Source organism: Edaphobacter sp. 4G125 (genome assembly GCF_014274685.1).
Taxonomy (GTDB): domain Bacteria; phylum Acidobacteriota; class Terriglobia; order Terriglobales; family Acidobacteriaceae; genus Edaphobacter.
Window position 1 is genome coordinate 700,629 of sequence record NZ_CP060393.1, and the last position, 23,085, is coordinate 723,713.

Annotated in this window: 15 protein-coding genes and 1 tRNA gene; 11 read left to right on the forward strand and 5 right to left on the reverse strand. The window is 54.6% G+C overall.

All coding sequences use genetic code 11. From position 1 onward, the window contains the following. Positions 1-42: 42 nt before the first annotated feature. The 4 genes from H7846_RS02905 (at position 43) to H7846_RS02920 (ending at position 9,331) form a co-directional block, all read left to right on the forward strand. On the forward strand, positions 43-3,105 hold the full coding sequence (locus tag H7846_RS02905) for an amidohydrolase family protein (protein ID WP_186695046.1): 3,063 nt from the start codon (positions 43-45) through the stop codon (positions 3,103-3,105). Between the two features lie 30 nt (positions 3,106-3,135). Further along, on the forward strand, positions 3,136-5,055 hold the full coding sequence (gene pabB / locus H7846_RS02910; protein WP_186695047.1) for an aminodeoxychorismate synthase component I: 1,920 nt from the start codon (positions 3,136-3,138) through the stop codon (positions 5,053-5,055). Positions 5,056-5,154: 99 nt separating this feature from the next. Beyond that, entirely contained in the window at positions 5,155-6,186 is a 1,032-nt protein-coding gene (locus H7846_RS02915; RefSeq protein ID WP_186695048.1) for a DUF1338 domain-containing protein, read from the forward strand. A 172-nt stretch (positions 6,187-6,358) separates the two neighbouring features. Beyond that, positions 6,359-9,331, forward strand: a complete 2,973-nt coding sequence (locus H7846_RS02920) for an FAD-binding and (Fe-S)-binding domain-containing protein (protein WP_186695049.1) — start codon at positions 6,359-6,361, stop codon at positions 9,329-9,331. Between the two features lie 555 nt (positions 9,332-9,886). Here the strand turns inward: H7846_RS02920 and H7846_RS02925 are convergent. Beyond that, positions 9,887-12,295, reverse strand: a complete 2,409-nt coding sequence (locus H7846_RS02925; RefSeq protein ID WP_255460814.1) for a RelA/SpoT family protein — start codon at positions 12,293-12,295, stop codon at positions 9,887-9,889. Positions 12,296-12,458: 163 nt separating this feature from the next. On the opposite strand from H7846_RS02925, the gene H7846_RS02930 reads away from it, so the two are divergent. The 4 genes from H7846_RS02930 to H7846_RS02945 all read left to right on the forward strand — a co-directional run bounded on the left by H7846_RS02930 (position 12,459) and on the right by H7846_RS02945 (position 16,440). Further along, a complete protein-coding gene (locus tag H7846_RS02930; RefSeq protein ID WP_186695050.1) occupies positions 12,459-14,183 on the forward strand; it encodes a FecR family protein in 1,725 nt (574 codons plus the stop codon). Between the two features lie 136 nt (positions 14,184-14,319). After that, on the forward strand, positions 14,320-14,643 hold the full coding sequence (locus H7846_RS02935; RefSeq protein WP_186696152.1) for an ArsR/SmtB family transcription factor: 324 nt from the start codon (positions 14,320-14,322) through the stop codon (positions 14,641-14,643). Beyond that, positions 14,636-15,112 carry an SRPBCC family protein gene (locus tag H7846_RS02940; protein ID WP_186695051.1) on the forward strand — a complete coding sequence of 159 codons (477 nt, stop codon included), beginning with the start codon at positions 14,636-14,638 and terminating at the stop codon, positions 15,110-15,112. Before H7846_RS02935 ends, H7846_RS02940 begins: the two co-directional genes overlap by 8 nt. Positions 15,113-15,444: 332 nt before the next feature. Then, the gene (locus H7846_RS02945; protein WP_222597540.1) at positions 15,445-16,440 is read left to right on the forward strand and encodes an alpha/beta fold hydrolase; all 996 of its coding nucleotides are present in this window, start codon (positions 15,445-15,447) and stop codon (positions 16,438-16,440) included. On the opposite strand, the gene H7846_RS02950 is transcribed toward H7846_RS02945, so the two are convergent. Beyond that, positions 16,441-17,286 carry a phosphatase PAP2 family protein gene (locus H7846_RS02950; protein WP_186695053.1) on the reverse strand — a complete coding sequence of 282 codons (846 nt, stop codon included), beginning with the start codon at positions 17,284-17,286 and terminating at the stop codon, positions 16,441-16,443. It lies immediately after the preceding gene. Between the two features lie 87 nt (positions 17,287-17,373). Here H7846_RS02950 and asnS point away from each other — a divergent pair, with 87 nt between their 5' ends. Next, complete coding sequence (gene asnS, locus H7846_RS02955; protein WP_186695054.1) at positions 17,374-18,723, forward strand: asparagine--tRNA ligase; 1,350 nt, start codon at positions 17,374-17,376, stop codon at positions 18,721-18,723. 327 nt (positions 18,724-19,050) lie between these two features. On the opposite strand, the gene H7846_RS02960 is transcribed toward asnS, so the two are convergent. The 3 genes from H7846_RS02960 to H7846_RS02970 all read right to left on the reverse strand — a co-directional run bounded on the left by H7846_RS02960 (position 19,051) and on the right by H7846_RS02970 (position 20,357). Then, positions 19,051-19,142 (reverse strand) — tRNA-Cys (locus tag H7846_RS02960). Positions 19,143-19,230: 88 nt separating this feature from the next. Beyond that, a complete protein-coding gene (locus H7846_RS02965) occupies positions 19,231-19,674 on the reverse strand; it encodes a hypothetical protein (protein ID WP_186695055.1) in 444 nt (147 codons plus the stop codon). Between the two features lie 503 nt (positions 19,675-20,177). Further along, positions 20,178-20,357, reverse strand: coding sequence for a hypothetical protein (locus tag H7846_RS02970; protein ID WP_186695056.1), 180 nt, complete (start codon positions 20,355-20,357; stop codon positions 20,178-20,180). 584 nt (positions 20,358-20,941) lie between these two features. On the opposite strand from H7846_RS02970, the gene H7846_RS02975 reads away from it, so the two are divergent. Beyond that, on the forward strand, positions 20,942-21,682 hold the full coding sequence (locus H7846_RS02975) for a 3-keto-disaccharide hydrolase (RefSeq protein WP_186695057.1): 741 nt from the start codon (positions 20,942-20,944) through the stop codon (positions 21,680-21,682). Between the two features lie 93 nt (positions 21,683-21,775). After that, the gene (locus H7846_RS02980; RefSeq protein WP_186695058.1) at positions 21,776-23,059 is read left to right on the forward strand and encodes a metallophosphoesterase family protein; all 1,284 of its coding nucleotides are present in this window, start codon (positions 21,776-21,778) and stop codon (positions 23,057-23,059) included. Positions 23,060-23,085: the final 26 nt, after the last annotated feature.

Below are 23,085 nucleotides of genomic sequence, written 5' to 3' on the forward strand. Positions count from 1 at the left end.
CTTTTCGAAGGTTGATTTAGCGCAAACGAAGGAGCAGCGTTGATGTCCGCAAGTCTTCTGGCTGCGAAGCCAGCCCATTTCTCCCTTGTCTTCTTTCTGTTGGGAACCGTCGCACATGCTGCTTCTGTCACTAAGGCCATTACGGTTAGTGAAGGAACTGATATGCAGGTTACGGTTTCTCCTGATCGGAAAACCATCCTCGCTGACGTTCAAGGACTGATCTACGCGATTCCGTTCTCTGGCGGCGCGGGGCATCAGCTGACCCAGCCATTGCAGGAAGCATCTCATCCTGACTGGTCGCCGAAGGGCGATCTTGTTGCATTGCAATGCTACGCAGGCGGTACCTTCCACATCTGGACGATGAAGCCGGACGGCAGCAGCCTGAAGCAGGTGACGACTGGACACGGCGACGATCGTGAGCCGCGAATCTCACCTGATGGAACAACGATTGCTTTTGCTTCTGATCGAGCCTTTCAAGGATCGTATGACATATGGACAGTGAAGACAGATGGAAGTGATCTGAAGCAGATTACGAATTCTGCTGCCGACGAGTTTGGACCGAGTTGGTCACCGGATGGTAAAAGACTCGTCTTCATTTCAGGAAGCGGTATTCAAGGGGCCTCGATCGAGACGATTGATCTTGCTTCTAATGAGAGATCGATCGTGCTGTCCGTCGATCCAACGAAACAGCGCCTCGAAGCGCCCAGCTTCTCTCCCGATGGTACAAAGATTTCTTTTGTGAACTTTGAAGTTCATGGGGCAGCGGTCAGCGAAGCTCATCTCACCGTTGTTTCTGCTTCAGACTCAACAACGGTCTACACCGGAAGATCCGAAGATGCCTTTCCTTTTCCGGCGGTTTGGCTCTCAAACTCTGAGCTAGTCTACTCTGCTGAAGGAAAAATTTTGCGCTTGAATCTGGCGACTTCTTCGGAGATACCCATTCCATTTACGGCGGCGATTCCAACTGTTCGCCCACGGTACATGCATAAACGCTATGATTTTGACGAGATAAAGCCGCATCCTGTCAAAGGCATCTACGCTCCTGTGCTTTCACCAGATGGCAAACAGGTGGCGTTCATCGCGTTGAACCAGCTTTATCTTATGACCATTGGCCAGAAGCCGGTCGCGCTGACCAACGACACCTTCTATAAACAGGGGCCAATCTTCTCTGCAGATGGCAAGTATCTCGCTTACGTCTCCGATCGCGATGGTATCGAGAACATTTATGTTCACGACCTTACCAACAGAGATACTTCTTCGGACAAACGGATTGCTCCCGGCCAGAATGCGCAGATTATGCCTGCATGGTCTCCTGATGGCAAGTTAATCGCTTTTCAGGATCAGACAGGAGCTACTCTACTCGCTGATGTAGCTACCGGCAAAGTGACGCCTCTCACGCCTTCGACGTTCTTTCCAGGGCGTGCCTCGTTCGCTCCTAATGGAAAGACCATAGCTATTGCCACCATTCATCCGTACACCAAGCGCTTCCGCGAAGGCACCAGCGATATTCTGACCGTTGACCTTGCTACCAAAGCGGCGAAGTTCTATTCACCCGCACCTTACAAATCCATTACCACGCGTACGGAAGATGGCCCTATCTATGCTCCCAATGGAAGAGAGATCGCCTTTGTTTTGGAGGATCTTCTCTATACCATGCCGGTCGATGCAGAGGGCCATCCCTCCGGTCCAGCCGTGAAGCTGAACGATGAGATTACGGACACTCCGACATGGTCGGGCGATTCGTCTCACATTCTGTATCTATCGAATGGAAAGCTACGTCTCATCGATCGCGTCACGGGCCAGATTACTCCGGTGCCTGTCGATCTCACCTACACGCAAGCCAAGCCAACGCAGAAGCTGCTCATCCATGCTGGGCGCTTCTGGCCAGGAAAGGGAGCAACAGAGCAGAGCGATGTCGATATCCTTATCACCGACAATCGCATCACGAGTGTAACTCCTCATTCAGTTACATCTCCTGCGGGCGTCACCCGTACTGTCGAGGCCCCGAACTCGACAGTGCTTCCCGGTCTTTTTGAGAACCACGTTCATGCCGACTCCGACAACGGGATCTACTACGGCGATCGCATGGGACGGCTCTGGCTCATCTATGGCGTTACCGAGCTTCGTGGTATTGCCGATAACGCTTATCGCGCCGTAGAGCACAAAGAGGCGTATCTCTCCGGAACGGCAACCGGACCGCGCGTCTTCAATACCGGCGAAGCTGTTGACGGCGAGCGTGTCTACTACCCCATGATGATCGCGACGACCTCCGAAGAGCAGCTCCATCGCGAGTTCGATCGTCTCAATGCGCTCGATTTCGACTTCATTAAACTTTATGTTCGTCTGTCGTATGCATGGGCCAAAGAGGGAATCGACTACGCTCATACGCGCATGGGCGTGGAGACTGCATCGCACTATCTCTTGCCTGCAGTGACGCTCGGAGAAGATGGAATGAGCCATATCTCCGCGACCGCACGAACCGGATGGGCTTATTCGCGTTCGCAACCAGGACGTTCCTACGGTGACGTCAGAGATCTTCTTGTCGACTCAGGCATGTGGACCATCTCTACGACGTTTTCGCAGGTTCCTTATGCTGACGATCCCGGAATGGCAAGCGATCCGCGCCAGGCCGTGGCCCCTTCTTGGGAGAACAAACGCCTGCGCACTGCGGTTGAAACGGTAACTCACACCAACGTCGCACCCATGCTCCAGCGCCTCAAAGATGAGGAATCGACTGTGGCCGAAACCTACCGTCGAGGTGGTCTCATTCTTGCAGGAACCGATTCCCCACTTGATATTCCCGCCACCAGTCTTCATCTCAATCTTCGTGCGCAGGTTAAGCAGGGTGGGCTTGCGCCGTGGCAGGCGCTGGAGACAGTGACCAGTCTTCCGGCCAAGGCTTATGGTCTTAGTAAGGATCTTGGAACGCTTGAGCCCGGCCATCTGGCTGATCTCATCATTGTTGATGGAGATCCGCTCAAAAACATCGACGATCTTGCGCGCGTGCAGTGTGTTGCTAAAAACGGCAAGTTGCAATCGGTTGCCTCGATTATGAAACCGTTTGCGAAGTCAGATATAGGTGAAACCATCTGCCCGTCTCATTGAGGCTTCCCCGTTGATACTGGCTTTTCCACTTTGAGCGAGACCAAAAGGAAGACCAGCATCTCCCCTCAGTCAAAGCGGCATGAAACAATCGTTCTATCCCCTGTGCCTGCCTGGACTCCATTGCCGTTGCATCTCCGCACATTGGCTGCAACTTCGTCGAACGCTGTCTTACTCGAGACCTCACGTTACGACGAGCACAATCGGCGCAGCTATCTCTTTCTTGAGCCAGTGGAGATCGTCGCTGCTCACACGATGGATGATCTACCCGCACTCTTTGACCACATCGAATCCGCGCGCAGTAACGGACTTCACCTCGCTGGCTACTTTCACTATGAATGCGGATATTTTTTTGAACGTAATCATTTTCAGCAATCCAATATGTCTCCCGGACCCATCGCCTGGTTCGGAGCTTATTCTGAGCCCATCGTCTTCGACCATCTCGACGGGGTCTTTCTGACAACTCCTCCTTCATCGGTTGATGTCGAACCCACTCCTGCGAGCTTTGCCACATATGCAGCACTCAGTATTCCGCAAGGAGAGTACGAAGAGAAAATTGACCGCATTCAGCGCTACATCGCATCCGGTGATACTTACCAGGTCAATTTCACCGATCGCGTCGCGGTCTATTCACAACATTCGGCTGCGGCGTCCTTTGCCGCGCTTGTTGCAGCACAGCCCGTCGCGTATAGCGCGCTGATTCATCACGATAATCGCCATATTCTTTCGCTTTCGCCCGAGCTCTTCTTTCGCATCGAAGGAAACCGCATCATCACGCGACCAATGAAAGGAACCATGCCACGCGGCCTCGATCTTGCCGAAGACGAGCAACAGGTGGCGCGCTTGCAAGCCGATGAAAAGAACCGCAGCGAGCATGTAATGATCGTTGATCTTCTTCGAAACGATCTCGGCCGCATCTGCCGTTCCGGCTCAGTTCATGTGGAGGACCTCTTCTCTGTTGAGCGTTATCAAACGCTTTTGCAGATGACCTCAACCATTTCAGGAGAGCCCCGTTCCGGGCTCGCTTTTTACGATATTTTTCGCGCGCTCTTTCCCTCTGGCTCCATCACCGGAGCTCCCAAGCTTCGCACTATGCAGATTATTCAGGAGCTCGAGCGCAGTCCGCGTGGTGTCTATACGGGTGCCATCGGGTATATTGCTCCTTCGGGAGACACAACCTTCAATGTTGCCATCCGCACCGTTGTGCTTCGTGACGGTATTGCGAACATGGGTGTTGGAGGAGGTATTGTCGCTGACTCCAATCCTTCATCGGAGTATCGCGAGTGCCAGCTCAAGGCGTCATTCTTGACCCGACAGCATCAGAAGTTCCAGCTCATTGAGACGATGCTCTTTGATGGAACCACTGTTCCATACCTTGCACTGCATCTCGATCGTCTCTCTGCCTCTGCACAGTACTTCGACTATTCTTGCGATCATAATGCTATCGCTTCTCGTATCTCTTCTTTCGCTTCCACGCTACCAGCTGCGCGCCATAGCATTCGTTTACTGCTCTCTTCTGATGGTGAATTTACACTTACCTCTTCGGCGCTGGCGCCGGATGCTCCTGCGATCGCTGTACGTATTTCTCCGCATCGTACGTATAGCGGAGATGTTTTCCTTCGTCACAAAACAACACAGCGCGATCTCTACAACTCCGAACTGTCTCGCGCCCGCGCTGAAGGCTTCGATGAAGTTCTCTTTCTGAATGAGCGAGGAGAGCTTACGGAGGGTGCCATCAGCAATCTTTTCATCCGTCGCGATTGTCATCTGCTTACTCCGCCTCTTCCCTCTGGAGTTCTTCCCGGTATTTTGCGTCGCCACATTCTAACCACCGACCCAACTGCTTGCGAACAAATCCTAGTGCTCGAAGATCTCAACCGAGCCGATGCGATCTATCTTGGCAATTCCGTCCGCGGTCTTCGGCAGGTCACTCGTCTGGAAACAAACAGTTAGCCTTGCAGCACACGAAAGTGAGTACCTATTTGCACAATTGACTCCCTTTGATGATGATGGATAACCGCGCCCCCACGACGTGGCGCAGGGAGTCAAATCATGAACTCACAAAACGGAATCCTCCGGCAGCTTCTTGAGACTCTTATCGGAGCTGAAAGAACCGACCACCTTTTTCGTGCCCTTATCATCCATTCCGACCTGTCTTCCAATCCAGGTCCGCACGTCTCTCGCGCTGTCCTTGCCCAGGCGCTTAACATGCTTCTCTTCGAAGATCTTCTTGAGCGAGTTCCAGCTGCTGAGCAATATGTTCAGCGCTGCCTCGATCAGAACCGCACCGTCATGCACGATCATGGCGCCGTTCGTACCGTGGCACTCGAAGGAATGGGAGCTCTGCCCGCCGGTCAAGAGGCCATCACCCGCATCCTGCGTCCTTTGGGGTATGCACTCAATGGGACTTATCCTCTCGAACGGCTCCGCATGACCGGCCGATCCTACGCGCAGGCCGATTATCCGGAAGATATCGCACAGTTCTTCATTTCCGAGCTGCATCCCGAGCGCTTCTCGCGTCCATTCCAGGAGGCGGTACTTCGCGTCACGGAGCAATCCAAAGACCCTGTTACCCCCGAGGCGGCTGCGCTCCTGAAAAAAATCGAGGCCGAAGGATCACTCTCGCTGGAAGATTCGGCAAAACTTCTTCCTGTACTCGTACAGGTCTTCGATCGCCAGCATCCGGAGTTATCTCTCCTCGATTACGAAGTTCTCCTGGCTGAATCGCCGGAGATGGCCTGGATCTCGACAGAAGGCAATGCTTTTAACCATGCTACCGATCGCGTACCCGATGTTGACCAGCTCTCAGCCGAACAAAAGGCACTTAAGCAGCCTATTAAAGACGTTGTTGAAAAGTCTCAGTCCGGGCGGGTGCGGCAGACTGCTTTTCACGCCGCTCGTGTTCAGCGCAGCTTCCGTGGCGCTGACGGGAAGATGGTTACGAAAGAGGTGCCGGGTTCCTTCTATGAGTTCATCACGCGCCTGCCCATGCCGGAAGAGAAGGAAGGCAAACGCAAGTTGGATCTCAGTTTCGACAGCTCAAAGGCGCAGGCCATCTTCAAAATGACGGCGAATTCCACGTGAATATATGATCCCACCGATCGACGGGATTACACACACTTAGCGAAAATATGGAAAGGGCAACTCCGTTAGAGGGATCTACTTTCCGCGCGGATGGAACCCGTTCATTCCACAGTTTCAACATGTTATGTAGGGGCTTCATGGCACAAAGCACTACAATAACTCGCATCCGACAATGTCTACGACAACCCCTACCTCCGCTACGCCCTTTACCATTCTTCCCAGCTCACACGCCCGTGCGCACGAGACCTTTCCTCAAGCTGTGCAGCTTGAGCAGGCACTTCGCCAGAAGGTTCGGGGCGAGGTGCGCTTCGATGAAGCCTCCCGCGCTCTCTATGCGACCGATGCTTCCAACTATCGACATATCCCGATCGGCCTCGTCATCCCTCGCGATGAAGAGGATGTCATCGCTGCCGTTTCTGTTTGCCGTGAGTTTAAGGCTCCCATCCTCTCGCGCGGCGGAGGGACATCGCTCGCCGGTCAGTGCACGAACTTTGCCGTCATTTTTGATTTTTCGAAGTACATGAACAAGATGGGACCGGTTGATCCGGTTACTCGGACGGTGCGCGTGCAACCCGGTATTGTGCTTGATCGTGTGCGCGAAGCGGCAGAGAAGCATGCTCTTACGTATGCTCCCGACCCGGCCACACACTCGCGCTGCACCATCGGCGGCATGATTGGGAATAACTCGTGCGGCGTCCACGCACTGATGGGTGGAAAGACTGTTGACAACATCCATTCGCTCGACATCCTTTTATACGATGGAACACGCCTTACTGTGGGACAGACTCCTGATCGTGAGATCGCCGGTCATATTCAATCAGGCGGCAGAATTGGCGGCATCTATTCTTCGCTCAAAATCCTTCGCGATACCTACGGTAACCTCGTCCGCCAGAAGTTTCCCAACATTCCGCGTCGTGTCTCGGGATTCAACCTGGATGAGCTGCTTCCAGAGAACAACTTTAACCTCGCGCGCGCCCTGGTCGGAAGCGAAGGAACCTGTGCCATCATTCTTGGAGCGACGCTCAATCTCGTCGAATCTCCACAGTTCCGCACATTGGTTGGCGTGGGGTTTGAAGATGTCTTCATTGCTGCCGATCATGTTCCGCTCGTCTTGACCCACAAGCCCATTGGTCTTGAAGGTATGGATGGCCTTCTACTCGATTCACTGCGCGCTAAACAGAAAGCGCTCGACGATATTCCTCTGCTGCCCGAGGGGCGAGGCTTTCTCCTTGCCGAGTTCGGCGGCAATTCGCAGGTCGAATCCGATCAACGCGCCCATGACTTCGCTGTTGCGATGAATGGAGTGGCCGAGGCACGCATCTATAGCCATGCTGAAGCGCATCGTGTCTGGGCCATTCGTGAATCAGGCCTCGGTGCCACAGCCTTCGTTCCCGGCAAGCGCACGGGGTGGGAGGGTTGGGAGGACGCCGCGGTTGCACCCGAACAGCTTGGCTCCTACCTGCGCTCGCTGTACAGGCTGATGGAGCAGTACGGCTATTGGAGCCCGATGTATGGACACTTCGGCCAGGGCTGTGTCCATATGCGGCTTAGTTTCGATCTCGAGACAGAAAAAGGTATTCTCGATTTTCGCCGCTTCATGGATGAGGCTGCTGATATCGCTATCGCTCATGGTGGTTCGCTCTCTGGCGAGCACGGTGATGGGCAGGCCCGCGGCGCTCTTCTGCCCAAGATGTTCGGCCCCGAACTGATGGAAGCTTTCCGCACCTTTAAGCGCATCTGGGACCCCGACAACAAACTCAATCCCAACAAGATGATTGATGGTCATGAGATCCATGAAGATCTCCGCCTCGGAGCGGACTATGCTCCATGGGAGCCGGAGACGCACTTCGCCTTCGCTTCGGATAATGGTTCCTTCGCTCGTGCAACATTGCGTTGCGTCGGTGTTGGAGCGTGTCGCAAGGCCGATGCCGGAACCATGTGCCCCAGCTACATGGCAACCGGGGAGGAGCAGCACTCCACACGTGGACGCGCTCATATGCTTTGGGAGCTCATGCAGCGCGAAGTGCTCCCGAAGGACTGGGCTAACGAACAAGTTCGCGAGTCGCTCGATCTTTGTCTTTCCTGCAAGGCCTGTCGTTCTGAGTGTCCTGTAAGCGTCGATATGGCTACCTACAAAGCCGAGTTTCTTTCGCACCATTACGAGCATCACTCGCGTCCGCTTGCGCATTATGCTTTCGGCCGGATCGATCGCTTCGCCCGCCTGGCCTCCATCGCTCCTGGAATCGTCAATTTCATCAATGGACTTCCCGGTATCTCGCACCTGATGAAGGAAGTGCTACACATCCACCCCAGCCGCAAGTTTCCGCGTTTCTCGCGTCCATTTACGCCGGATCGTCGCATGGCCCGTGACGCCAGCCGCCTGCGCGGAGATCGCCGCACTGCTGCATCTGCTGAAGCGCCGAGGGTCTTTCTCTGGGCCGATACCTTCAACAACTACTTCCATCCGGTTACCATGCGAGCGGCCTACAAGGTTCTTACCGATGCCGGTTTCCAGATCACGGTTCCTAATCGCCATCTCTGCTGCGGACGACCACTCTACGACTTTGGCATGCTGGATACTGCAAAGCAGTATCTGGAGAAGGTGCTCGATGCTCTTACTCCTCAGATTGAAGCTGGGACTCCCGTTGTCGTGCTCGAGCCCAGTTGCGCCTCTGTCTTTCGCGATGAGCTTACAAACCTCATCCCCAACGATCCCCGCGCTCAGAAGCTCCGCTCACAGGTCTATCTTCTTAGCGAGTTCCTGGTGAAGTTCGCACCGGATTATCAGCCCCCGCGTGTCGACCAAAAGATCGTCGTTCACGGCCACTGCCATCACAAAGCTATGACCGGTATTGGCGAGCATGGCATGACTGATGAGATCAAATTGCTCCGCGCAACCGGCGCTGATGTCCAGGTGCTCGATTCCGGTTGCTGCGGTATGGCTGGACCCTTTGGGTTCGAAAAAGACAAGTATGAGGTCTCGCAGAATTTAGGTGAGCGTGTTCTACTTCCAGCGGTTCGCAATAATCCCGAGGCAATCATCGTTTCTGACGGCTTCAGCTGCTGTGAGCAAATTACACAGAACACCAATGCGAGACCGAAGCATTTAGCTGAAGTGTTAGCCGGTAACGACAACCATCGCTGACATTGTCATCTTGAGCGAAGTACAGCGGAGAGTCTGCCCTGGGCGAGCCGAATGGGAAGGACCTGCATTGTGGTTGTAGCAAGCAGACCTCACACAAAAGCGAAGGGCGGTCACCCTTACGGATGGCCGCCCTCATCTTCCGATTTTCGAAGATCCGGTTCGGCACCGAACCCGAGCGACCTGTTCTCTTAGTTCCGTCTGGTACTTGCGAACCGAAGTCCGCCTTTCCCAACCGTTCCTACGATTACCGTCACTCAAAGAACTCTCTCGGCTCTATCGTCCTGCAACCAGCGTCCTGGCTACTTGACTCGATTCCTTCTGGCTGGTTCCCTCTAGCTTCCCTTGCGGGCCGCCTGAATTTTCCTTCCAGATCCTCGCGGATAGTTCCTTGTTTGTCCTCTCCTGCTGGAGGATTGCTCCCCCGGTGAAAGTGATATTACTCCCGAATGAATTTGAGGCAAGAGCTATTTGCATGTGGAAATACGCGGGTTTTGTGGGAGATGTGGATATTTTTGATCGTTTGCTCCATGCGTGGTGCAAACAGTTGGGAAGAGATCAAATCTTCTGCACTCTCTGAACCTCACGCACTCCAGGGACGCGGCGAAGGCGTTCGACCAGGCGGTTCAGATGACGCACATCTGTCGCTTCAATCACGAAGTCGACCATAGCCTGTCCATCAGGAAGCGGCTTTGTATCCACGCTTCGAATATTCGTTCCGTCGTCAGAGATGATGGCCGTGAACTCTTTCAACATTCCGGTGCGGTCTTCGCAGAAGACGGTTAGTTTCACCGGATAGGTCTGGGCTTTGATCGAACCGGATTCTGTCGGCATTGGTGCCCATTCCACCTGAATCCGGCGGTCGGACTCATAGAGCAGGTTCTGGACGTTGGGACAGCTTCGTGCATGGACCGCGACACCTTTGCCGCGAGTGACGTAGCCGATAATCTCCTCACCGCGGATCGGGTTACAACATCTTGCCCGGTAGACCAGCAGGTCGTCCTGTCCTTCCACCTGCAGGGACTCCGAACCTCGGCTGAAGAAGACGCGCTTGACGGCTTCCGACATCTGCCCCACTGCGTTGCCGACTATTCCTGGTTCAGCCTGCGTAGTTTCGACGGCAGCCGTTGAGCCTGGCTCGAGCTTATTCAGTACTTGTCGCGCGGAGTATTTGCCGAAGCCCACAGCGGCCAGCAGCTCAGCTTCGCTGGTCATGCCATACTCTCCGGCCACGCGATCGTAGTCAGCACTCGAGTAGTGGCTCAGGGCGATCTTGTATTTGCGTGCTTCGCGATCCAGCAGCTTGCGGCCAATCTCCATCGCGCGTTGGCGCTGATGTTCATTAAGCCAGTGCTTGATCTTGTTGCGCGCCTTGGAGCTCTTGGTAAAGCTCAGCCAGTCGCGGCTTGGAGTATGTCCGGTCTGCGTCGTGATCTCGACGATATCGCCGTTCTTCAGCCGAGTCCGCAGGGGAACGATTCGGCCATTTACCTTCGCGCCGACTGTAGTGTTTCCAACCTCGGTATGAATCGAATAGGCAAAATCGATCGGGCTGGCATCCTTCGGCAGAACGACGACCTTACCCTTCGGTGTAAAGGTGTAGACCTCTTCCGGGTACAGGTCGATCTTCAGCGTCGACATGAACTCGTTGGGGTCGGTCATTTCGCGCTGCCACTCCATCAGCTGACGAACCCAGGCGAGCCTCTGCTCGTCCTTTGCACTGACGTTGTCATCTGCCTTGTACTTCCAGTGTGCCGCGATGCCCTCTTCGGCCACGCGATGCATGTCTTCGGTGCGGATCTGTACCTCAAACTGATGTCCGCCTTCTGCGATCAGCGTGGTATGCAGCGACTGATAGAGGTTCGGTCGCGGCATCGCGATAAAGTCCTTGATGCGCCCCGGTACCGGCCGCCAGATCGAGTGCAGCAAGCCTAGCAGGGCGTAGCAATCCTGCACGGTCTTAGTAATCACGCGAACCGCCAGCAAGTCGTATACCTGATCGACAGGGATTCTTTGGTCCTGCAGTTTTTGCTGGATCGAATAGAGTCGCTTGATACGCCACTCTACGCGGCCTTCGATCTTAAACTCGCGCAGCTTATCTTCCAGTCGTGCGACGATCTTCTTCAGGAACTCCTCACCCGCTCCACGCAACGCATCGACTTCAGTCGAAACCTGCTCATAGGTGAACGGATCGGTATAGCGGAAGGCCAGATCTTCAAGCTCGCCACGCAGTTTGCCCATGCCGAGCCGGTGCGCCAGAGGAGCAAAGATCTCCAGCGTCTCGCGTGCGATCTTCTGCTGTTTCTCCGGCTTCAGGTGCTCAAGCGTCCGCATATTGTGTAGGCGGTCGGCCAATTTGATGATGACCACGCGAACATCGGTGACCATGGCCAGCAGCATTTTGCGGATGTTTTCGGCTTGGTGGTCCTCGCGGTTGGCAAACTTGATCTTGTCTAGCTTGGTAACGCCTTCGACGATGTGGGCGACCTGTTCACCGAAACGTTTGGCGATTTCGGCGGAAGTGACATCCGTATCTTCGACTGCATCGTGCAGCAGACCGGCGGCGATGGCCGTGGAGTCCATCTTCAGCTCGGCCAGCACCTGACCAACTTCAAGCGGATGAATCACATAGGGCTCGCCGCTGGCTCGTTTCTGTCCCTCATGTTGTTGCAGGCAGAAATCCCATGCCTTTCGGATAATCCCCAGATCATCCGCAGGACGGTTCTGGTGAACCGTGTCCAGAAGCTTTTGGAACTTTTCATCGATCGTGTGGATCTCTTCGGTTGCGAATCCCTGAAGATGCGAGGCAGACGACGGTGTGGTCAAGCCGCCGGAGGAAACTCCCGCCAACGGAGCAGCCTTGGGCTCAACGTTTGCAGGGCTATCTGGAGTCTCCGGGTGGCCGTTCGAGTCATGCGAGTCTGGCTCGGAGCCGGCCTGCTTGGGGGCCGGATTAGCGATTGCCATAGGTCATTATAGGCCGTATGTGCAAGCATTTCCCAATAGCCAGCTAACGGAGAGGTTCTAGCTACTCAAAAGAACCTTCCAAAGAGCATCTTTCTTGAAAGACCAAATATCTAAACTGGGAGTATACTTTCTCCGCCTGCCGAGTCGGCAAGCCAGGTGCTCTATGCGAGGGAACTGGATCGCGGCCGCAATTTTCGTTGGGTTGTCGACTGGACTCGTTGCCCAGGAGAAGATCTCAACCTCCGCAAATAGCGTAGAGACAAAGTTTTCTGACACCCCCAGCCAGACCCATCCTGTACAAACACCGCAAAACCCTGTCGCTACTTCGAATACAACAACCTCTCCTGGCGATTCCTATGTACGCATGGTGCGGCTAAGTCAGGCACAGGGAAAAATTGGATTTGATCGCGGCAATGGCAAGGTCGAGGGGGCCGTGCCGAATATGCCTCTTGTGCAGAATGCTCGGCTGGCGACCTTTGATGGTTATGCTGAAGTCGAGTTTGAAGACGGTAGCTCTCTACGGGTTCCAGAAAACTCGCAGGTGAACTTCCCGCAGCTTATTCGGCATAGCAGCGGAGCCACGGCAACAACTGTTCAACTGCTGAAGGGGACGATGTACCTCAGTCTTGAGAAGACAAAAGGAAACGAGTTCACGATTAAGGCAAACGGCACAACCGTGAACGTCGAACCCGGGACGCACCTTCGCCTTGAGACGGAAGGGAAAAAGACGACCCTGGCTGTCTTCAGTGGTAAAGCTGCAATGCAGGCGGGCTCATGGTCCACAACAGTGAGCAAGAAACAAACCGCCGTTTATGACCCCGCTGTTTCGCCGGAAAAGATCGAGGTCACCAAGAAGATCGAAGAAGCTTCTTACGACGATTGGGACAAGGACTCGATCAAATATCACGATCGCTATGCGAAGGCCAAAGCCTTTACCGGATCGTCGTACATGTACGGTGTCTCCGATATGAACTACTACGGGGCCTTCATGAACGTCGGAGGCTGTGGGTCATTCTGGCGACCATACTTTGCCAATGCGGCCTGGGACCCTTATGGCAACGGGGTGTGGGCGTGGTATCAGGGTGCCGGTTACTCCTGGGTCTCACCTTACCCATGGGGATGGCTTCCTTATCACTCCGGCTCCTGGGCCTTCTGCCCTGGAGTGGGCTGGGGCTGGCAACCGGGTTCATCCTGGATAGGGTTGGCGAATGGAACGCCGCTGATTGCTGGAAGACCGATTCCCAGTAAGCCTGGAACACCGCAAACGTCACGCGGAGGGATAACTCTTAGACCGCCCGGACCGGTACGCCCTGGCACGACACCGAAAGATACGCTACTTCCTGCGAACCGCACTCCACTGGTCTTTTCAAGGGTGGATCGTCCCGGTAACTTCGTTTTCGAGAAAAACTCAGCAGGTCTTGGTGTTCCGCGAGGTACCTGGGGAGGCCTGCACGGCATCTCCAGTCATGTCGAGCACAGAGGATTCGTCAACCGTGAGGTCTATATGCCGCCTGCGGCTCCGCAAGGTGTGCCAAATCGTGAGACTGCAGCGAACCGCATAGCCACACCCGGTGTTGTGCATCCGGGATTACCGAACGGATCTCATCAAAACGCACAGTCCTGGCGATCTGAATCGAATAACCCATCCAACTCGTTCCGCAATGAACACGCAGGAAATGCTCCATCTGGATCATGGCATGGAGGAGCTTCTGCTTCTGGAGGTGGAGGGTTCCGTGGCGGAAACGGCGGCTCAATGGATAGCGGAAGCGGCTTCCACGGAGGTGGTGGCTCAGTGGGTGGCGCAGGCGGTTTCCATGGTGGTGGTGGTGGCGGAGGCGGTGTACCCAGCGGCGGTTCAAGCAGCAATAGTGCTGGCGGGCACAAGTAATACTTTCTACGGCGAAAATCGCGATTGAACATAAAGAGCGCTGCAGATAGTGCTCATCTCTGAGGCAGCTGCGTAAAGCCCAAGCCTCATCTTTTCGGTTGACATGCAACCATTTGGTTGCCTATTGTCTATAGCAATGGATGCGGATCTCGTCTTCCGGGCTTTAGCAGACCCAACCCGTAGGCAACTGCTGGATCGGTTGTTTGAACAGAACGGCCAAACGTTGAATGAGCTGTGTGCGGAGATGGAGATGACGCGGCAGGCAGTCTCCAAGCATCTGGCCTTGCTGGAAGAAGCAAACCTTATCGTTACGCGCAAACACGGACGCGACAAGCTGCATTACCTGAATCCTGTTCCGATCCATGAGATCGCAGATCGCTGGATCGGGAAGTATGAACGGGCACGGCTCGATGTACTGAGCGAACTGAAGAAGAAGCTGGAAGGAGAAGAGCATGGCTGAGCCAATCACAAAAGGCGAACGTTTTGTTTATGTCATCTGCATCCGCACCACAGCCGAGAAACTGTGGGACGCACTGACGAAGCCGGAATTTACACGCAGATACTGGGCCGAGACTTGGCAAGACTCCGCTTGGGAGAAGGGATCGTCCTGGAAGCTGATGATTCCCGATGGTCGTGTGGGAGACAGCGGAGAAGTCGTCGAGATCGATCGGCCGCGCCGACTGGTATTGAACTGGCAGAATCAGTTCATTCCCGAGATGAAGGCCGAAGGCGTTTCGCGCTGCAGCTTCGAGCTGGAGCAACAGGGCGATATGGTCAAACTCACGGTAGCTCACTCCATTGAGGTCCCTGGATCAAAGCTGCTGGGAGCTGTCTCGACCGGTTGGCCGTCGATTCTTTCAAGCCTCAAGAGCATGCTCGAAACCGGCGAGCCGCTTGAAGCAACGACGAAGTGGCCAAAGGGAATGTAGAAACAAGGCGAGATGGAGATGCGGTGCATTCCATCTCGCTTCTCTATGGCGGCTGTTGTGAATTGATTTTGGCTTGATCTTATAGTCGAATACCGATATAGTCGTAATCCGATCAATAAACGCCACAAGCCCAACGCGCTTTGACAGCTGTTTCTTTGCAATTCGGTTGGATTGAACTCGTGAGAATGAGGTGATGTCTGGATATCGACTACGTTGTTTCTCCGGCAATTATCCTGCTTGTTGGAATTCTTATCATTTGGTTGATTCTTCGTCGCATGCGCTCTCTCTTAACGAAGAGTGTCCCGCGATGGAGAAAAATTATCGAGTGCATTATGTTGTGCTTGATTCTTCTTGTTACAGCGGCGATCGCAGGGAGCAGCTCGTTTAACGCAATTGCGATCCGCCATTTCTGGTCGTCACACCCGCCTTCTGGACAGTTCGTCCAGGTAAACGGGCGCAGAATGTACATCAATTGCACTGGTAGCGGATCCCCCACTGTCATCCTTGATGCTGGCCTGGGGAATGACTCTACAACTTGGGGAGAAATCCAGCCAGTACTTTCAAAGACTACCCGCGTTTGCTCTTATGACCGCGCGGGATTCGGTTGGAGCGATCCACAGCTAGTGCCTCGCGACGCAGATCACATCGCAGATGAGTTGCACCAAATGCTATTTCAGGCCGATGTTACTGGCCCGATCATCCTCATGGGACATTCCATCGCCGGGCTTTATGTGCGTGACTATGCCACGCGCTATCCAGATAATGTAGTTGGAATGGTATTGATCGATGTATCGACGCCATTGCAGGATCAGAATCCTGCTTTCAATACTGGGTCAAAAGGACCTCCGTCATGGCTTTATAGAGCAGCAATGATAGCCGGCATTCCACGTCTCATTGGAATGTGTTCGCCTTCGGCGCAAGGTGCGAATGCTGATTTCAGAAAATTGCGGGCTGAAGACATCTGCCGAATGCATTACAGCGCTATGTCCGGAGAGCTGGACAGTTTCCAGGCATCTGGGGAAGAGACAGTCCATACCGGGCCTTATGGCTCCCTTCCAATTCTGATCATCTCGCATGATCCTGCCAAAGTGCTGGTTAAATCGCATTCCACGAAACAAGAGATTGATAGGCAAGATGCGTGGACTCAGATGCAGGAAGACCTGAAAAAACTCTCAACAAGAAGTCAAAGAATTATCGCGAAAGACAGTACGCATAACGTAATGATTGACCGTCCGGACTTAATCGAGAACAAGGTGACTCTGTTCATCGAAGAGGTCCGTGGCCACGCTCTACAGCTTACAAAATACGGTGATACAACAACGGAGTGATCAGGTAGGTAGGTAGGAGTGGATACCAAAGACGATTAGCGCTGTCACGGCTCCCATCAAGACATCGAGTGCATAGTGATAGCGTCCGACGACAGCTCCGAGAGAGATCAGCACCGCGATCACCAGAAAGATCGCTCCGAGCCATAGAGAGTGATGGAGCAGCACAAGCGCGATGGCAAAGGCCGAAGCTACGTGTGCGCTGGGAAACGAGATGGCATGGATGCTTCCGTGCTTCAGGATCCAGCGATTAAAGACGCGGCCTTTATTTGCCTCTTGGCCTCGTTCCGCAGACATCGGTGGCTCGCCTGAAGGCGCGCGCGGCGGAAATGCTGGAACCAGGGGCGTGATCGCGTAACAAAGATAGGTCGAGATAAGAAGTACAAACCAGAATTCGTCGATCTTCTCACGCAGCCCAGCAGCATAAACAGCGATGAGCGCGAGCGGAACCAGCGGATAGCAGGAGAGGTATGCCATCTCCAGAACAAAGCCGATCGAGTTGCGCTTCGTGCCAGATCGTGAAGAGATATTGGGCAGCAGCCAACGATCGAAGGCTTCGAGCCGGTTCTGGACCTGCGGATTCGGCCCAAGAAAGAACTGCCCGGTCTGCCAGTAGGGAACAAGAAAGAGCGCGCCGGTAACAACGTCGAGTAGGGTTAGAAAACTGTCGTGCGATAGATGCGGTTCTGCGAGATGCACAAAGGCGATGACAAGGAACGCCACAACCGCAAGCGCAGAGACTTTCCATCTGCGGCTCATAGGTAAAGGTCGAGGCGTAAATGCCGTTGCCCAGGCTGCAACCGTAAAGACAGCGGCAAAGCCGATTTGAATCCACTCGGAGGTGCGCATGCAGAGAATTCGCTCCTTGATTCCGATTCTGGCGGGCGAAGCCATTATCCCTTGTAACTGGGACTTCCGAGTAAACTCAATATTGCTATGTCCAGTGAAGTCGCTACGGTACCTGTTGTCACTATCGCCACTATCGGCCAGCATGAGGGCCAGACCATCACCCTGCGAGGATGGCTGTACAACATCCGTTCCTCGGGCAAGTTGCTCTTCCCCACCTTCCGGGACGGCACGGGAACGATCCAGGGCATCGTACCCAAAGCTGCTGTGCCCGAAGAGGTCTTCAATACCCTGAAAGAGCTGCAGCTTGAATCCTCGTTGACCGTCACTGGTAAGGTGCGGGCTGATTCGCGCGCGCCCTCCGGTTACGAGCTCGACGTCGAAGACATCCACGTCATCTCACCCGTTTCCGCTGACGATCCCTTTCCGATCACGCTCAAGGAGCACGGCGTCGACTTCCTGATGGAGCATCGTCACCTCTGGCTGCGTACTCCGCGCCAGTCCGCCATCCTGCGCGTGCGCGCCACCATCATGCGCGCAGCGGCCGAGTACTTCGACACCAACGGCTTCATCCGCACCGATCCGCCGATCCTGACGCCGAATGCATGCGAAGGCACCAGCGAGCTCTTCGAGATGGACTACTTCGACGACGACAAGGCCTACCTCACCCAGTCCGGCCAGCTCTACATCGAAGCTACCGCGCTTGCGCTCGGCAAGGTTTATAGCTTTGGCCCCACATTCCGCGCCGAGAAGTCGAAGACCCGCCGCCACCTCACCGAGTTCTGGATGATCGAGCCTGAGGTTGCGCACCTCGAACTCAGCGGACTGATGGACCTCGCCGAGAGCTTCATCACGCACATCGTTACTCGTGTGCTCGAATCGCATCGCGCTGATTTGAAGGTTATCGGCCGCGACGTCTCGAAGCTGGAAGCTATCACTGCGCTCGGGCCGTTTCCGCGTCTGTCGTATGAAGAAGCGCACGCGATGCTGGAGAAGGCCTACGCCGAGGGCAAGCTGGAGAATCCGCACAAGGACGGCGACGACTTCGGCAGCCCCGACGAGACGTACATCTCAAGCCAATTCGATAAGCCGGTGATGGTGCATCGCTACCCCGCGGCTATCAAGGCCTTCTACATGCAGCCCGACCCTGCCGACCCCACCAAGGCCCTCTGCCTCGACGTCCTCGCCCCCGAGGGCTACGGCGAGATCATCGGCGGCTCCCAGCGGGTCGACAACTACGACCTCCTCAAAAGCCGCATCGAAGAACACAATCTCCCACTGGCCGCCTTCCAGTGGTATCTCGACCTGCGCAAGTACGGCAGCGTCCCCCACGCCGGCTTCGGCATGGGCATCGAACGAGCCGTAGCCTGGATCTGCGGCCTGGACCATGTAAGAGAAACGATTCCATTCGCAAGAACATTGAACAGAATTTATCCGTAAGGCTTAGGACTTGGTGGATATTTTGAACTCTTTCGTATGCAAGATGGTCGTCGACAATGGGGGCGCACCATGCATCGCAGATAAGAGGCTTTCCTTGCTATTTGGAAACCGATCATTCGAACCAAGGCTACAAAGGATGACTGGATTTTTGGTTTCTCTGGAAAGACCCTTGCCAAAAAGGGTATAAATGCGGGAGATGTTCTCACGCGTGGGTACGACGTAACTCACTGTGGGAGAGCCAAAGGTTTGTCCAAGCTCCAAATCTCCTTATTGGAACAAACCGCGCAAGCTCAAAATCAAGGCATCATAGCCACGATCTTTCAAATTTGGCGGAGAGAGGGGGATTCACACCCCCGACTGTGTACTAGCACAGTGCCGTGGTTTTGCAGACCACCCCATTTTTACTCTGGCATCTCTCCGTTGAAGGGTGCAGGCAGGGAACCCGCCTCAGAAACGACTCCCTGCCTGCGCTGCTACACCGGAATATCAAACCCTCCCCGTAAAACTCTAAAAAGGTATGTCGTCAGATTTTTCAATCCAGCGGTAAAACACTTTTCCGTCCTCTTCTTTTTCGCGAAGGATTTCTGGCGTACTGCTGCCCGCCAAACGAGCAAGTATCTTGTAAATAGAAGCCATAGGCGCAGACAACGTACTCATATCGAAGCCTTTTTCGCGCAGCTCGTCATGCACATCCTTGGGAGCCATTCGCTCCTTCGATTTCTCCATCACCCATCGAATTGCGTCTGTAATCCCCAAGGTTGCGAGATTCTCTTTTGCAGGAACACCTGCAAGCGGAGCGAGATGGCTCATGATTTCGTTGAGATGCCCGATCTGGGTGTTTATATCGCTGAGCTCGGCCTCAAGAGTCGCTCTGCGATCCGTGAGCTCCACCTTCTTCATGAACACATTTTTCCAAGTTTCGGCGTAATCAATGTCAGTCGTATCTGCCATGCCTAGGAGAATACACATGTCAGTAGACACTGTAAAGACAAATGCGATTAAGCATCTCGTGAAGGCCATAGACATGACTTGGCAGCGTCTAATGATAGACGCCGAATAAGATCTCCAATCACGCAGATAGATATCTAACCGACTTCGTAAGCCTAGTTATTTCTCAAATAAGTACTAGACAGTCAAATCCTCGTCCCCAAGACTATGAGGTAGACAATGTAGATTTCTTGGGCAGAAGAATGGATATTTGGGCATGGGGGAGATATCGGGCAAAGCCACATGAATATCGGTAAGCTGTTTGTTTGCAATATTTTAAAGATAAGCCATTTATTTTGTATATTTTGCGGAAAAAAAGGGAGATCGAACGTGAATACCGTTCTCGGCACAGACAGGCGGGGTGCCCCACATCTAACCAAACCTACACAATCGGGTGCCCCATCTTCGGCGCCAACGCCGGCTAAGGTGGGTATTCGCGTGAAAGCGCAAACCGCCTTCAGCCCCCACTAAAAACTAGCCCGCATCTCAACCCGTTCGGCCACCGGCTCCACAATCTTCTCTCGTCCATGCCCCGGATTGATCTCCTTTCGCGTTCTGAGAGCACCCACTCGCACCAGCTTCAGCACATCCTGCCGCACCGACTTCGGATCGCGCTTCAGGACTGTAGCTAATCCCGTAACGGACAAAGCCTGCTTCCTCGGAAGCGTTCGACCGTCAGCACCTTTCTCATCTCCAGCGCCGACTCGAAGTTGATCGTCTTCTCCGCAACAACCTTTTCCCCGCGTGCAAGCTTTCCCGCACGCTCCTGCGCACGCTTCGCTTACCCCTCAAATCCATCGGTCCGCACCGACAATTTCATGGCCGCTTCTCCAAGAGGAACGCGAGAATATCACAGCACGGGCATAACATGACCCACCTGCTCAACCCGCCGCGACCAAATTGTTGTCAAGCCCCCGCAAATTCAATCATCCGAATAAAGCCCTCTAAATCAAGCACTTGAACAATAAAATAAAGGCTTCAAAACCGACGATGAGTTTCCACCAATTCTCTAAACTTAAAACTGGGGGAGAACTGCCAAACGTCGCATTCAAAGGACATGCAGAATCGGTAAGTCGTTTATTTACAATATTTTACAAATAAACCATTTGTTTTGAATATTTTGCAGCAAAACAGGGGGAGGGGGTCACACGTGAAATACCATTCTTGGCACAGCCAGCAACCACACACACGCACAAACGTAAGCCGCTCTCACGCGTTACCATTAGTCCCCATGCGCACCCGAACCCTCCTAGCCCTCACTCTGGCCGCCACCCTCCCTGCCATCGCGCAAGCCCCCAACACCCTCACCGCAGCCGAAAAGGCCCAGGGCTGGCATCTCCTCTTTGATGGCAAGACCTCTAACGGCTGGCGCGGCGACCACAGCCCCACCTTCCCCTCCACCGGTTGGGAGGTCAAGGATGGCATGATCTCCGTCACCGAGCATGGCGGCGAAGAGGGCGGCAACGCCGGGGACATCATCACCACACGCAAGTACGCCAACTTCGAGCTGCTCGTCGACTTCCGCATCACCTCCGGAGCCAACAGCGGCATCAAGTACTTCGTCGACCCTGACCTCAACAAAGGCCCCGGTTCGGCCATCGGCTTCGAGTACCAGATCCTCGACGACGCCGTGCACCCCGACGCGAAGAAGGGCGTCAACGGCGACCGCACCCTCGCCTCGCTCTACGACATGATTCCCGCCGCGGCCAACAAGCCCGTCAAGCCCATCGGCGAGTGGAACACCGCGCGCATCGTCGTGCGCGGAGCCCACGGCGAGCACTGGCTCAACGGCGTGAAGGTCGTCGAGTACGAACGCTTCACCCCCGAGTTCCGCAAGCTCGTCGCCGACAGCAAATATCACGTCTGGCCCGGCTTCGGCGAGAAGCATGATGGCTATATTCTGCTGCAAGACCACGGCTTTCCCGTCTCCTTTCGGAATATCAAGATTCGCGAGCTTCCTCCAACCCCATAAGCCTTTCTTCATCTTCTGGGACACTTGGCTGGTATAAGCTAACGTCGCCGACACGGCGCAAGACCAAACTGCTCCCTCTGAAAGGCACGCATCATGCCGACTCCGCAGAAGAGCCTCCCCGCCAAGAAGCAACCGAAGCCTCCAACCAAGCCGAAGCCCGGGAACCCGAAGACTCCCCCAAGTCTTCCAAAGACAAGCAATCCGATCTTTGGCCAGCCTGCGCCATCACCAGATCCGACTGGATTTAAAAATCCTGTCACCGACCAGAAGGATGTCGGGCTACAGGTTGTCGAAGCTGTTCCTCAACCGGTCAACGGTGCCGTCGAGCCTGTCCTGACACTGGCGCAAGTCTACGGCTCCCAGGGAACAACGATTGTCTCGAACATCCAGAAGGCCGGCCAGATCGTCTTCCACTCAGTGGGCGACACCGGCAGCGCCAAAGGCCCCGCCACCCAGTCGCTTGTAGCAGATAAGATGGTGACGGACTTCAGCGAGACCAACTCCGCCGATGTTCCCTCGTTCTTCTTCCATCTCGGCGATCTCGTCTATTACTTCGGGGAATCCAGCTACTACTACGATCAATTCTTCGAGCCCTACCGACTCTATCCCGCGCCTATCGTCGCAATCCCCGGCAATCACGATGGCGTCGTTTACGCTACTGATCCCGAAGCCACACTTACAGCCTTTCTACGCAACTTTTGTGCGCCGTCGTTTGGGCTTTCTCCCGATGCAGGTGGCCTGTTACGCAGCACCATGATCCAACCCGGGGTGTACTTCACCTTTGACTGCCCCTTCGTTCGCATTCTGGGTCTCTACAGCAATGTTCTGGAAGACCCAGGCGTCATCTCCGACCAGAGCGGCACTTATAAGACGTTGGATTCGCGGCAGGTTGACTTCCTCACCGCCGCTCTCAAGCGCGTGAAGTCCGACAACTTCACCGGCGCCGTTATTATCGCCGTGCATCATCCTCCGTTTACGGGCGGCTCCGTGCACGGAGGAAGCCCGCAGATGCTCGCTGACATCGACTCAGCCTGCAAGAGCGCAGGTGTATGGCCGCACGCCGTCTTCTCCGGCCATGCGCACAACTACCAGCGCTTCACCAGGACGATTAACAACCTGCAGATTCCTTTCCTTGTCGCGGGCAGCGGAGGACATTCGCCGCTCTCCAACATGCGCTCCGCCTATCGCACTCCCTACAAGATCGACAACACGTTGACGCTTGAGAACTACAACACCATCGAATACGGTTACATGCGCGTTGTCGTCAATGCGACGACACTTCGTATAGAGTTCCACACAGCCGCCAGCACTGGAGTCGGCAAGACTCCTATTGATTCAGTCTCGATCGATCTCGCAACGCACATCATCGCCGGCTAACCTGCATGACAACAACGGCAGCAGTT

What these genes read in the sequence shown, in the direction of transcription:
- H7846_RS02905 (WP_186695046.1), top strand. Translation starts at nt 43, where the DNA reads ATGTCCGCAAGTCTTCTGGCTGCGAAGCCAGCCCATTTCTCCCTTGTC.
- H7846_RS02915 (WP_186695048.1), top strand. Translation starts at nt 5,155, where the DNA reads ATGAACTCACAAAACGGAATCCTCCGGCAGCTTCTTGAGACTCTTATC.
- H7846_RS02920 (WP_186695049.1), top strand. Translation starts at nt 6,359, where the DNA reads ATGTCTACGACAACCCCTACCTCCGCTACGCCCTTTACCATTCTTCCC.
- H7846_RS02925 (WP_255460814.1), bottom strand. Translation starts at nt 12,295, where the DNA reads ATGGCAATCGCTAATCCGGCCCCCAAGCAGGCCGGCTCCGAGCCAGAC.
- H7846_RS02930 (WP_186695050.1), top strand. Translation starts at nt 12,459, where the DNA reads ATGCGAGGGAACTGGATCGCGGCCGCAATTTTCGTTGGGTTGTCGACT.
- H7846_RS02935 (WP_186696152.1), top strand. Translation starts at nt 14,320, where the DNA reads ATGGATGCGGATCTCGTCTTCCGGGCTTTAGCAGACCCAACCCGTAGG.
- H7846_RS02940 (WP_186695051.1), top strand. Translation starts at nt 14,636, where the DNA reads ATGGCTGAGCCAATCACAAAAGGCGAACGTTTTGTTTATGTCATCTGC.
- H7846_RS02945 (WP_222597540.1), top strand. Translation starts at nt 15,445, where the DNA reads ATGTTGTGCTTGATTCTTCTTGTTACAGCGGCGATCGCAGGGAGCAGC.
- H7846_RS02950 (WP_186695053.1), bottom strand. Translation starts at nt 17,286, where the DNA reads ATGCGCACCTCCGAGTGGATTCAAATCGGCTTTGCCGCTGTCTTTACG.
- asnS (WP_186695054.1), top strand. Translation starts at nt 17,374, where the DNA reads ATGTCCAGTGAAGTCGCTACGGTACCTGTTGTCACTATCGCCACTATC.
- H7846_RS02965 (WP_186695055.1), bottom strand. Translation starts at nt 19,674, where the DNA reads ATGGCAGATACGACTGACATTGATTACGCCGAAACTTGGAAAAATGTG.
- H7846_RS02975 (WP_186695057.1), top strand. Translation starts at nt 20,942, where the DNA reads ATGCGCACCCGAACCCTCCTAGCCCTCACTCTGGCCGCCACCCTCCCT.
- H7846_RS02980 (WP_186695058.1), top strand. Translation starts at nt 21,776, where the DNA reads ATGCCGACTCCGCAGAAGAGCCTCCCCGCCAAGAAGCAACCGAAGCCT.